Below are 11,713 nucleotides of genomic sequence, written 5' to 3' on the forward strand. Positions count from 1 at the left end.
GACGCCACGCGCGCGGTACGCCCCGGTGATCAGGTGGCCGTCCATCAGGGGGGATCACCGTGGGCTATCCCAGGGCATTGACCATCGCCGGCTCCGACAGCGGCGGGGGCGCCGGCATCCAGGCGGACATCAAGACCTTCCAGATGCTCGGCACCTACGGTACGAGCGTCGTGACGGCGCTCACCGCGCAGGATACCACCGGCGTGCACGAGGTCGTCGAGCTTTCCCCGGCTTTCGTCATGCGCCAGCTCGAGGCAGTGCTGTCCGATATCGGCGCTGACGCTGCCAAGACGGGGATGCTTGCCTCGTCCGCGATCATCGAGGCTGTGGCCCGTACGCTCGAGACGCGGCCCGAGCTCCCACTCGTCGTCGACCCCGTCATGGTAGCCAAGAGCGGCGACTCCCTGCTCGACCCCGGCGCCGTGGAGGCGCTGCGCACACGCTTGTTGCCCCGAGCGACCGTCGTCACGCCCAACGTCCCGGAGGCCCAGGTGTTGACGGGTCTGGCCGTCCGAGACGTCGCAGGGATGCAGGAGGCAGCCCGGCAGCTCGTCGCGATGGGCGCCCGGTGGGCGCTGGTGAAAGGCGGCCATCTCGACACAGGGGACGAGGTCGTCGACGTGCTGTTCGACGGCCGCCACTTCGAACTCCTGCGTCATCCCCGCATTCGAACGGTACACACGCACGGCACCGGGTGCACGCTGTCGGCTGCCATCACCGCCTTCATCGCCCGGGGCTTTCACGTGGACCAGGCGGTGAGGCGGGCACAGCGATACATGCAGTCCGCCCTCGAACAGGCCCGTGAGCTCGGACACGGCCGGGGTCCCACCAACCACTGGGCAGGAGCCGACCTGGAGGCGATCCGGCGGCTGGGCAGTACGTCGGGCGGGGTGGTGCCGGTGCCGGAGCCGGCGCCGACACCGCAGCCCCCACCGGAGACGTGGCCGATAGGCGCGCGGCCATGGCTGTGGCGCGCCGCGCCCTTCGTGCAGCGCATCCGCGCGGAACGCCCCACCATCCACGCCATCACCAACCTGGTCACGATCCAGCGCGTCGCCTCGGCCGCCCTCGCGGTCGGGGCGGCACCGATCATGGCCGATGCACCGCAGGAGGCGGAGACGCTCGCCGCGGCTTCCCGGGGTCTGGTCCTCAACATCGGCACGCCCGACGACCTGCACCTCGAGGCCATGCTAAGGGCGGCCCAGGCCGCCTCTCGGGCCGGGATCCCCATCGTGCTCGACCCGGTCGGGGTGGGAGCAACGACGCTACGTCAGCAGCTCGTCTTGCGCCTCATCACCACGGCCCGCCCGTCCGCCATCAAGGCCAACCTGGCCGAAGGGATGGCACTGTGGGAACTCCTGCGCGCTCGCGAGACGGGTCAACCTGCCGTCGAGGTACGGCAGGCTGGGGTGGAGCCGGCGTTGCTCGGCGGTGCCCCTCGGCCTTCTCTCGAGCAGATACGGGACGTCGCCGCTTGCCTGGCGCGCCGGCTCGAGTGTCTGGTGGCCATCACGGGCCCGGTTGACGTGGTATCCGACGGCGCACGTACGCTCGAAGTGCACCACGGTCACCCGCTCATGGGCGATATCACGGGTTCGGGATGTATGGTGACCGCGGTCGTGGCAGCGTTCCTGGCGGTGGCCCGGCCCTACGAGCGCCTGGATGCGGCGGCGGCAGCGTTGGCGGTGTTCGCCATCGCAGGCCAGCGGGCAGCGGGCGCCGTTGCCGGGCCCGGGACGCTGCCGGCGGTTCTCCTGGACGAGCTGGACGCTCTGACCAGGCAGCCCGCTCGAGCCTTCGACCCGCGGCTCTACGTCATCACCGACTCCCGCCGCACGGGAGTCGCGGGCGTGGTACCGGCCGTCGAGGCAGCGCTGCGCGGCGGAAGCCGCGTCGTTCAGCTCCGGGAGAAGACGCTCCCGACACCGGCCCTGCTGGAGCTCGGGCATGCCTTGCGGGACGTGACTCGGCAGTACGGAGCCGTCTTCCTGGTGAACGACCGGATCGACGTCGCAAAGGCGGTACAGGCCGACGGCGTCCATCTCGGAACCGGCGACATGCCGGTGGAGCGGGCCCGGGCGATCCTGGGGCCCGAGTCCATCATCGGAGCATCGGTCGAATCGGCCGCCGAGGCGGCGGCCGCCGCGCGCGCCGGCGCCGACTACCTCGGGGTGGGCCCGGTGTACGCCACCATGAGCAAGGAAGATGCAGGTGCCGCTCGCGGCATCGAACTCGTCCGGCAGGTGCGCAAGGCCACGCACCTGCCCATCGTGGCCATCTCCGGCATCGACGAGAGCAATGCACCGCCGGCCATCGAGGCAGGGGCAGACGGTGTGGCGGTCATTGCCGCCGTCATGGGCGCGCCCGATCCCGAGGCGGCGGCACGCCGCCTGCTGGCCGCAGTCGAGCGGGGTCTCGCCCGGCGAGGTCTCGACGGGCATCGAGGAGGGGACGCGTCGTGAGCTTGAGGGGAGACGTGGGCAAGCCGGCCGCGACCGCGGCATCAGGGCCGCTCGGCCGGCTACAGGTTCCCGAGCCCCGCCGGCCTGACGACCGGGCCAAGGCCCCCGGACCGACGGCGGCGGTGGCGATCGGGGGACTCCTGGTGGCAGTCGGCACCGTGAGCGCTCATCTGATCTGGTTCCCGGCAGGGGTCGCGAGGGCGTTTCCCGTGCAACACGCCATCAACGTGCTGGCCGCTGTGATGCTCGGGCCGGGCCCGGCCATCGGGATCGCGGTCGCCATAGGAGTCCTGCGGAATCTGCTCGGAGCGGGGACGCCCCTCGCCTTCCCGGGGGCCATGATCGGGGCGGCACTGGCGGGCCTGGCGTTTCGGCGCACCGGACGGATAGCGGCAGCCGTCGCCGGAGAGGTGCTGGGTACGGGAGTCCTGGGGGCACTGGTGGCTTATCCGGTGGCGCGGTGGCTGCTGGGGCACGAGGCGACGGCGTTTTTCTACGTGCTGCCGTTCAGCGTCTCGTCGGCAGCGGGCGCCCTCACCGCCGCGGCGCTCCTCGCGACGTTGAAGCGTTCCGGGGTTTGGGGGAGCCGATGGCCATCCCTGCCACGTACGCGGCCGGACACCCGCTGCCTCCAGCCGACGCGACCGAGGCGTAGATGAACACCGCCAGGGTGCAGCGGGCAGCGGGCAGCGGGTAGAGCGCCCGCAGCAGGGGCCGAAGCCCCTGCTGCCGTTCAGCCGATTCCGTACTGCTCTTTCACGAAGGGGAGCAGCCCTGCCCGCTCCAGGTTCGCCAAAGGTGCGAGAAACGTCACCTGCACCACGCCCGGGTGTCGCCCGATTTCGATGGCCCCGGTGATGGTGGCGCGGTTGAGCACCTCGCCCGTGCTCATGCCCAGGAGCGTGGCAGCCCGCCGCAGCCCCACCTGGGTCGCACTGTTGAGATCCGGCCCCGTCCCGATGACGGAGATGGGAGCCGATGCTTCGACGTCCTGCAGGCCCCAGCGCCGGGCGAGCTCGCGGGCCCGCGCCTTTTCGGCGTCGGATAGCGGACGTGCCAGCGGCGGCAAATCCTCGACCAGCGGGAAGAGCACGGGGCCTTCCAACGATCGCCCCTTCAGCACCTCGACCTGGAGGGTGACGGACCCGGAGACGTCCATGGTGTGGCCGGCGATTTCCCCGTCGCCTTGCAGGGCGTGCATGTCGCCCACGTAGATGCCCGCCCCTGGCACCTTGACCGGCGCCAGGAGCAGCGCGCCGGGTCGGACGGCGTCGACGTCCATGTGCCCGTCGGTGCGAAGCTCGAGTTGCTCGACGGTCAGCGCGTACTCGTGGGGCGCGTTGACGAGCGCGGAGCCGAAGTCGCCGGCGTTGTGCGAGTCCGGCATCCGGATGGCGGGCGTCGTCCCCAGCTGTCCCAAGAACGGCCGTAGACGCACTGCCACGCCCACCAAGTCGTGCGGTGCGAAGAGCAGGATGGGATGCTGCACCGAGTGGTCCGGGAGCGCCGCATAGCGTGCCGCTTCACGAGCGATGCGCTCGGCCGCCTCCTGGGGCACAGTCACTCCCACCGTTCGGGGCTCGTCGAACACCACCGTGTAGCCGTGCTCGATCTGAAAGGGGGTGACTGGCGTCCCGCACCGGGCACACCGCACGGCCTGCTGGCCGATGCCTTCCACCCGCGTCTCCGGGTAAAGGGTGCCGCAGCGGGGACAACGGGCGGCCACGTAGGGATCGCCGAGGTAGTGACCCTCCACCCAGACGTCGTGACCGGAGGCGGTTGCCATAGAGGTTACCGTGATGTCACGGATCCGGATGGCCACCGCGTCGCCTGGCTCGGCGCCCTCTACGTAGACGGGCTGGGTCACCTCGTGGCCGCCGCGAAGACGGGGCGTAATCATGGGGCCCCAACATCCCGGGGCCGTGTTGGCGATGATGGTGCCGCCGTCCTGCACCGGCCCGAGCATGGGGGCCCCGGGATCCAGAATGCCGTTGGTGAAGGTGGAAACCAGCACGGTGCGGCTCGCCGTGCGCTCACCTACCTCAATGCCCATCGCGATGCACCTCCCCTTCCTGGCGTCTAACGCCCGCCGGCGGCGGGCGTTAGCAAAGCGATCTCACAGGCGTCCAAAATCGGTTCGTCGCGGCCCAGCACCCTTCCATCAGCCACGACGAGGGCGCTTGGCAGGTGCGGGGCCAGTTCGGGGAATCGGCGGGCCACAAGCGTACGCAGCCCGAGGGCAGTAAGACCTGCTTCCACGTCCTGCAAGCGAAGGACGGGCTGTCCTGCGATCGCGGCCAGGGAGGGGCTGAGGCGAACGTGAAGGCTCATGACGGTTGACCTCGAGTGTATTCTATCCGAGTACAAGTCCGAGGGGCAAGGCACCTCGTCCCGGCCAGCTGTGCCGGCCCTCCTATCTGAGGGCCTGGCAAAGCCGGTCCCGCCGCCCGTTCGCCCGTGGCAGCCCCCCGGCAGCCCGCCGTCACCCACCCCGCGCAGGGTCTCGCCGGCGCCTCCTCTGCCGATGGCCCTTGGATCTCATGCTAGCCCGGCTCGCCGGGCTGCACAGCCACGGGCTAGGGGGCAAGCTCGACCAAGGTCCAGACCAGCAGGGCGTGGAGCACGACGTGGTTCGAGTCCGGGACGGGGTGGTCGGCGATGGGCGGGAGGAACTTGTGCGTGCGTCCGAACTGCCGTGCATAGCTCTCCATGGCCGCATCGCCGGCCCCGAAGAAGTAAGGGACCCACCAGTTCACGACCTGAAGCGCCAGCCAGGTGCCGTAGAACGCCTGGGCGACATGAAGGGCCTGCCTGTTTCCGCTCGCAGTCCCCGCGATCAACGCGGTCTGAACCGCGCCGACGGCAATGTCGAGGCCTCCCTGTGGGTTTCCGCCCGCGAGGTCGTTCCACGGAAACAGCGGGACCCACTCGACGATCTGAAAGTAGGCGAGCAGAACAATCTGGGGGATGAGCGCCTTCGCCACGTGACTCGCCGACATCGCTCCCCACCCTTCCCCGCGCGAGCCGCGGTCCGCCTGCAACCGGGGCCGAGCCTCACTTCAGCGCCTCGAGAAGCCCGGAATACAAGCTCATGAACTGCTGGTCGGCCAGCTTGTCCGGCGAGTTCCAAGTGGCACTGACGCACAGGTGCCGGCCGTCTTTGCTCACCAGCGCCGTGGTGAGGTTAAGCACGCCCGGCTCTGACCCGCCCTTGAAGGCTACCTGCGCCCACTGCTCAGCCCGAGCCACGCCAGGGTTGATACCCATGAAGGGCAGATCCCGCACTCGGTCCATGAGCGCGCACAGCTCCCGGGTCGTGAAGAACCACTCGATGTCCAGCGCGGTCGGCTCCGGCCCGAAGGCATCCTCCGACGGGAGGGGCATCCCGGCCATCTCCTCGACGAGCCGGTACCGCCCGCCTTCGTCCGCCGAGCGAAAGCGTGCCCGCAGCGCTTCGTTGCCGCGGGCCTTCAGGATGAACATCTCCCGGGTGCTCAGAAACGGCCGGTTCCGGGGAGAGATGGCCTCGACGGCCTCCCGGCCGACCAGCGCCAGCAGGGCGTCCGCCGCTGTGTTGTCGCTCTGGGAGACCATGAGGGCCGCCAGCGAGTACAACGTGAGCGGCGCCCCGCCGGGCCAGGTCTGCAGGAATCCGGACGGCAGGCTCCTCCACTCCGGCCGAAGCCGGACGACGGTATCCCACGACCACCGGCCCGCCTCGACCTGCTCTCGGAGCGCGGCCAGCACCGCCAGCTTGAACGCCGATGCCACTCCCATCGGTTGGTCCGGGCGCAGGGCCGCCCGCTCCCGCCCGTCTTCGACCACGATCAGGCTGACCTTGCCCGCCAATCGGTCCATCTCGGCCACAGCCCGATCCAGCCCGATGGCCTCCCGGCTGCGAGGCGGCTCGAACATCAGTTCCTCGAACCGGCCTTGCGCGTCGAGCTGAACGTGCGTCGGAAGCTCGCCGCGTTCCAGGACGACCAACCACTTGCCCGCCTCCCGACGCACCTCCTGCAGCTGGCCGAAGTTGCGAACGAGCTCGTCCACGATGGCCTCGATCTGGGACACAGGGAGCACGGCCAAGAAGCCCGGAGCAAACCACTCCGCCTGCACCGGCCGCTGCCGGAACAACCGCTCCAGCGCCGCCTGCGGGGTGGGGTTCTGGGTGAGGCCCTCGGAAGCCGCCTGCCGTGCCGGCGCGGGACGAGCGGCCACGGCGCTCACCCATGCGCACACGTCCTGGAGCGGCGCTGCGTCGATGGGCTGGAAATCGTCCTGTACCGTGCTCGGGGTCTTCCCGAGCGAATGGCCGAGCTCCGGATACCACTTCAGCGTCACGTCCGCGTTGCCCTGCGCTCGCAGCGCCTCGGCCAGAATCCTGGCTTGCGCCGGCGGCACGCTGGCGTCCCGTTCGCCCTGGAGAATCAGGACCGGCATCCTCAAGCGCGACGCCTGCTCCATCACCGGGGGCAACGCCCGATCCGGCGCGTACATGGCGAGAAAGCCATTGCCGAGCGCCGCGTCGATGGCCTGCTCGAAGCGTGCGGGCGTCAGCTCGGTGTCCAGCGCCAGTGCCCCGTCGCCGTCGGTATCCAGGAAGCGGTGGACGGCGGGCGTCTGCGTGGTGAAGAAGCTCGGGTCCACGGCAAAGCTGGCCGCCAGTTTCGCGGCCAGCCCCCCATCGCCGGCGAAAGCGCGTTGCAGCGATTCCCCGGTGATACGCCCGGATACCGCAAACGACTTCAGGTACGGCAGGCCGACCTCGACCGCTTGCCAGACGAACACGTCCCTCCAGGCCCCCACCACCGGCGCCTGCAGGATGAGGCCGGCGAGCTCGGGGTGCCTGGCGGCCAGGGCGGTGGCAACGGTGCTGCCTTCGCTCCAGCCGTAGACGAAGATGCGGTGGGGGTCGACCAGCGGGTGAGCCCGGGCGGCGTTGAGCACCGCTTCGGCGTCCTCGAGCATCTGCCCCAGCGTCAGGCCCTCGAACCGTTGGGTGTCGAACTGGCCGGGGCCCGCCACGTAGCGCTTGTTGTAGCGTACCGAGGCCACGCCGCAGCCGGCCAAGTGGTCGGCCGCGTCCTTGAAGATGTGAGAGAGCAGGACGGGACCTTGGGGTCCGTACTCCCAGGGGCTGAAGATCGTCGCGTCCATGTCCTGCGGCCCGGAGCCCCCGATCAGGACCACTGCGGGAAAAGGCCCCTCCCCGGTGGGCGGCAACAGCAGCTCCCCTCGGCTTCGAAAACCGGCGAACTCCAGCTCGAGCGCCGCTCGCCGGACCTCTGCCCCCTGTCCGCTCGCCGCGAAACCCTGCGTCCCCCCCGCCGACGCAGCCGAGGCCCACGCGCACCCCAGGACCAGCCCTGTACCAACCGTCCACCACAACGCCCGAAAAGCCCCGGGAAGCATACGCACCTCCTTGACGGCGCTTCGACACCACACGGGGATTGTCTCTATCTTAGCACCGTTTACACCGTGTTACCGAGCCTCTGCAACCGGGTAAACAGGCAAGAGGATCGCACCAAGTGGCACTTGACCGCCCGGGCAGGCCGGCATACCATGGGTGTAAAGTATGCTTTACATTTCCCGGGAACGAGGTGGGCCGCCATGCACATCGGGAGGCGAAGCCGGTGGTTCGTCACGCTCCTTGCCCTTGCCGGCGCCGCGGACCTCTTCCTGCTCGTCTACGGCCTCGCGGCAGGACTGCGGCCGGTCTGGGAGGGAGGGCTCCTGCTGCTGGTGCTGACGGTACATGTGGGTGCGCTGCTCTACGTGTCGGTCCTGGAGACCCGAGAGGCGGAGCTGGCCGGAGAGGAGCCATCGCCGCCCTCATGGTGGCGCCGGAAGTGGCGGGATGAAGGCGGCCGGCCGCTCCCCGATGTCCGCCGGGGCTTCGTCTTGCTCGGGTCGAGCGCGCTCCTGGTCCTCCTCGCGTGGCGCGGGCTGCTGCCGCCAAGCTGGCTCGCGGCCGCCTGGATTGCCATCGCCATCCTGGGGGGCCTCGGGCTCTTGTACCTCACGACCGACCTCGGCCAACCCGAGGCAGACCCATCCCGGGACGAACGGTCCGAGCGGATCCTGGACAAGGTCGGATACGTCACTTCCGTCGTCACGGGAGCGGCCCTGCTGGGGATGTTCGTGTTTTCCACGGCGACCGGCCACGACGACCCGGCACTGACCGGTTTGGTCTCGGTCTACCTGCTCACGGCAGGGCTTGCCTTTGCCCATTACTCCCGCAAGCTGTGAGGGAAGGCCACCGTGAAGAACCGGGTGCGCGAACTCCGGCTGGCCCACGGCCTCACGCAGCAAGAGCTCGGCCGCAAGGTGGGAGTGTCCCGCCAGACCATCAACGCGGTGGAAAACGGCCGCTTCGACCCCTCCGTCCATCTCGCGTTCCGGCTGGCCCGAGTGTTTCAACTGCCCATCGAGGAGGTGTTTCTCTTCGACGTAGACCCCGACCCTCAGGAAGGCACACAGCAAGGGCCGTAGAGCATCCGCGGACCCGGGGCCATCCGGACCTGCGGGATCGGGACGCCGACCGCATTCGCCCGGCCGGCCGGCGGTGCCCCTCCCGCCTTGCCGGGCTGGCTCTGGCCACCGGCGCTTCGGCCCGCGCCCGCCGGGGCCCCGTGGTAGAACCCGGGTAATGCCCTCGATCCTGTTTCCGTCACGAAAGGTGCGCACGGAATGCAGCCCATGCCACCAGCAGCGCGGTGACTACCCACAGCACGACGACGATGACACCGCCTGCCCGGCTGGCCGGCAGGACGACTCCTTTTGCCGCCTTCTCCCTGGCCTCTGCCATGACCGCCGGGGGGATCAGCCGCAGGGCAATCAGCACGCCGACGGGAACGAGGAGGAGATCGTCCAGTTGCCCGAGCACAGGAATCGGATCGGGGATGAGGTCGATGGGGCTGAGCGCGTAGGCGAGCACCAGCGCCGCCCAGGCCTTCGCGTACCAGGGGACCCGGGGATCCCGGTACGCCAGGAAAAGCGCCGCCGTCTCCCGTATCAACTGTCCCACGCGCCGAGTCCACGAGCTCCTCCACGCTACAGCCGGTGCGGGTGAGTTCCGGCGCTCTTGCCCCGCTGACGTTCGCATCGCCCGGCAACCCCCTGCAGCCCTGAGGGAACCTGACGGCTCTTGCTGTGTGCCTTCCTGTCGTCTCCTTCAGCCGCCGCCATTGCACCGGCGACTTCCGGCCTTCTGAGCACCACCGAGCACGGTTTCGGTGCGCCGCCGGTTCACTCCTGTTCGCTGCCACACCCCCTGGGCCGGCCTGCAAAACCTCGACTCGCCGGTTCGATTCCGACCGCCAGCTCCACGCTTGCGGTAGCCTTACGGCAAGGTCATCGTCCCGGCCTCTCGCCGTGGATGGCAAACCCCTGTCGTTTGGCTTCCGGCCCGTCTGGTCCGAAAGCCGCGCACCGGTACCGCTCATCCCGCATATCGCGGGAAAGGTGACGGCCATGCGGGAACTGTGCAAGGACATGGTCAAGGCCTTTACAGCTGTCTTCCCGTCGAGGGAGCCCGTGGTCGAGATCGGTTCCCTCCAGGTGCCCGGTCAGGTGGGGTTTGCAGACCTCCGGCCATATTTCCCGGGGCGCCAGTATATCGGCTGCGACATGCGGCCGGGCCCGGGCGTCGACCGGCTCGAGGACGTACACCATCTGACCTTCCCCGACGGCTATGCCGGCACGGTCTTGTGCATCGATACCCTCGAGCATGTGGCCAATCCCATTCAGGCCGTGCGGGAAATGCGACGGATCCTGGCGGCAGATGGAATATTGCTTCTGGTATCGGTCTTTGATTTCCCCATCCACGAACACCCGTACGACTACTGGCGTTTCACTCCGGACGCTTTCTGGCTGCTCCTCGAGGGGTTCCCGGTGACTCTGGTCGGGTTCCAGGGCCACCCGCTCGATCCCCACACGGTGGCAGGCGTAGCGTCCCGCTCGGAAACCCACCGGCCCCTGTTCGACCGCTGGGTCGCCGCCACACCCCAGACCACGTGGCTAGGCCTCCGCCAGGCTTCTCTCGACCGTGGCGCGACCTCTGGTGGCACGACCCGTCTCCTTGACAGGGGCACGGCCGGGCCGTATGCTGAGGGGCGGCGGGCGAGTAGCTCAGGTGGTTAGAGCGCTACGTTGACATCGTAGAGGTCACAGGTTCAAGTCCTGTCTCGCCCACCACTTCGAGAAGCCCACCACGACCGGCGTCGTGAGCGGGCGTTTTTTGTTGGTCCCGCCCCGCGAGCGGGCCGGCGTGCTGCCGTTGTACGGCCCATCGCCCGAAGAGTCGCCCGCACCCCGCTCCGGAGAGTGCATCCTCGTTGCGCGCCTTGCTCTCGCCTCCATCGGGAGTCTGCTCCTACGACCCGCCGCGTGCAGACCGCATAGCGTGCCGTAGTCGGACCCGACGTGCGCAAAGGAGGGCATCGGCACGTGAACAATTCTCAAAGCCAGAGCGTGCAGTCCACCGGCTCTGGCTGTCCGGACAGGCCCTTCTGTCGTCCCGGATGTCATGGCGGGGTTTACACCGTCCAACCCGGTGACACCATGTTCCTCATCGCCCAGCGCTTCGGCGTGTCCCTCAACGCACTCATCGCCTGTAACCCTCAGATCCCCGACCCGAGCCGCATCTTCCCGGGCCAGCGGCTCTGCCTACCGGGAGTGGCGCCTCCGCCGCCCTTCTGCGGTCCGGGGTGCCAGGGCGGGGTCTACACCGTGCAGCCGGGCGACACCATGTTCCTCATCGCCCAGCGCTTCGGCGTCTCCCTCAACGCGCTCATCGCCTGCAACCCGCAGATCCCCAACCCCAGCCTCATCTTTCCGGGCCAGCAGCTCTGCCTGCCGGGAGTGGCGCCCCCGCCGCCCTTCTGCGGTCCGGGGTGCCAGGGCGGGGTCTACACCGTCCAGCCGGGCGACACCATGTTCCTCATCGCCCAGCGCCTCGGCGTCTCCCTCAACGCGCTCATCGCCTGTAACCCGCAGATCCCCGATCCCAGCCTCATCTTCCCGGGCCAGCAACTCTGCATACCCGGAGGGCCGCCCCCCACGCAGTGCGGCCCCGGCTGCCGCGGCGGGATCTACACCGTCCAGCCGGGCGATACCATGTTCTTCATCGCCCAGCGTTTCGGCGTCTCCCTCAACGCGCTGATCGCCTGTAACCCGCAGATCCCCGATCCCAGCCTCATCTTCCCGGGCCAGCAGCTCTGCATACCCGGCTGACCGCGCGGACTCGCCGC

The 11,713-nt window shown here is 69.2% G+C and carries 10 protein-coding genes and 1 tRNA gene; 7 read left to right on the forward strand and 4 right to left on the reverse strand.

Annotated elements, in window-relative coordinates; genetic code table 11:
- The first annotated feature begins 59 nt into the window (after positions 1-59).
- Both thiD and thiW read left to right on the forward strand, forming a co-directional pair.
- Positions 60-2,462 carry a bifunctional hydroxymethylpyrimidine kinase/phosphomethylpyrimidine kinase gene (gene thiD, locus U7230_RS07190; RefSeq protein ID WP_324718040.1) on the forward strand — a complete coding sequence of 801 codons (2,403 nt, stop codon included), beginning with the start codon at positions 60-62 and terminating at the stop codon, positions 2,460-2,462.
- Positions 2,459-3,121, forward strand: coding sequence for an energy coupling factor transporter S component ThiW (gene thiW, locus U7230_RS07195; RefSeq protein ID WP_324718041.1), 663 nt, complete (start codon positions 2,459-2,461; stop codon positions 3,119-3,121). The genes thiD and thiW overlap by 4 nt, the downstream gene beginning before the upstream one ends.
- Positions 3,122-3,195: 74 nt before the next feature.
- Here the strand turns inward: thiW and U7230_RS07200 are convergent, their stop codons facing one another.
- The 3 genes from U7230_RS07200 to U7230_RS07210 all read right to left on the reverse strand — a co-directional run bounded on the left by U7230_RS07200 (position 3,196) and on the right by U7230_RS07210 (position 7,652).
- Complete coding sequence (locus tag U7230_RS07200; RefSeq protein WP_324718042.1) at positions 3,196-4,515, reverse strand: acetamidase/formamidase family protein; 1,320 nt, start codon at positions 4,513-4,515, stop codon at positions 3,196-3,198.
- Positions 4,516-5,038: 523 nt separating this feature from the next.
- A complete protein-coding gene (locus U7230_RS07205) occupies positions 5,039-5,461 on the reverse strand; it encodes a hypothetical protein (protein ID WP_324718043.1) in 423 nt (140 codons plus the stop codon).
- Between the two features lie 55 nt (positions 5,462-5,516).
- Positions 5,517-7,652, reverse strand: coding sequence for an alpha/beta fold hydrolase (locus U7230_RS07210; protein WP_324718044.1), 2,136 nt, complete (start codon positions 7,650-7,652; stop codon positions 5,517-5,519).
- Between the two features lie 420 nt (positions 7,653-8,072).
- On the opposite strand from U7230_RS07210, the gene U7230_RS07215 reads away from it, so the two are divergent.
- Positions 8,073-8,711 (forward strand): hypothetical protein, encoded by a 639-nt coding sequence (locus U7230_RS07215; RefSeq protein ID WP_324718045.1) that lies wholly within the window; start codon positions 8,073-8,075, stop codon positions 8,709-8,711.
- Between the two features lie 12 nt (positions 8,712-8,723).
- A complete protein-coding gene (locus U7230_RS07220; protein WP_324718046.1) occupies positions 8,724-8,954 on the forward strand; it encodes a helix-turn-helix transcriptional regulator in 231 nt (76 codons plus the stop codon).
- Between the two features lie 178 nt (positions 8,955-9,132).
- Here the strand turns inward: U7230_RS07220 and U7230_RS07225 are convergent, their stop codons facing one another.
- Positions 9,133-9,489 (reverse strand): YkvA family protein, encoded by a 357-nt coding sequence (locus U7230_RS07225; RefSeq protein WP_324718047.1) that lies wholly within the window; start codon positions 9,487-9,489, stop codon positions 9,133-9,135.
- Between the two features lie 446 nt (positions 9,490-9,935).
- Between U7230_RS07225 and U7230_RS07230 the strand changes: the two genes are divergently transcribed.
- The 3 genes from U7230_RS07230 (at position 9,936) to U7230_RS07240 (ending at position 11,696) form a co-directional block, all read left to right on the forward strand.
- Positions 9,936-10,604: a methyltransferase domain-containing protein gene (locus U7230_RS07230; protein WP_324718048.1), complete on the forward strand. Its 669-nt coding sequence runs from the start codon at positions 9,936-9,938 to the stop codon at positions 10,602-10,604.
- A tRNA-Val gene (locus U7230_RS07235) sits at positions 10,582-10,658 on the forward strand. Before U7230_RS07230 ends, U7230_RS07235 begins: the two co-directional genes overlap by 23 nt.
- Before the next feature lie 252 nt (positions 10,659-10,910).
- Positions 10,911-11,696 carry a LysM peptidoglycan-binding domain-containing protein gene (locus tag U7230_RS07240; protein ID WP_324718049.1) on the forward strand — a complete coding sequence of 262 codons (786 nt, stop codon included), beginning with the start codon at positions 10,911-10,913 and terminating at the stop codon, positions 11,694-11,696.
- Positions 11,697-11,713: the final 17 nt, after the last annotated feature.

Source organism: Limnochorda sp. L945t, from assembly GCF_035593305.1.
Classification (GTDB): domain Bacteria; phylum Bacillota; class Limnochordia; order Limnochordales; family Geochordaceae; genus Carboxydichorda; species Carboxydichorda subterranea.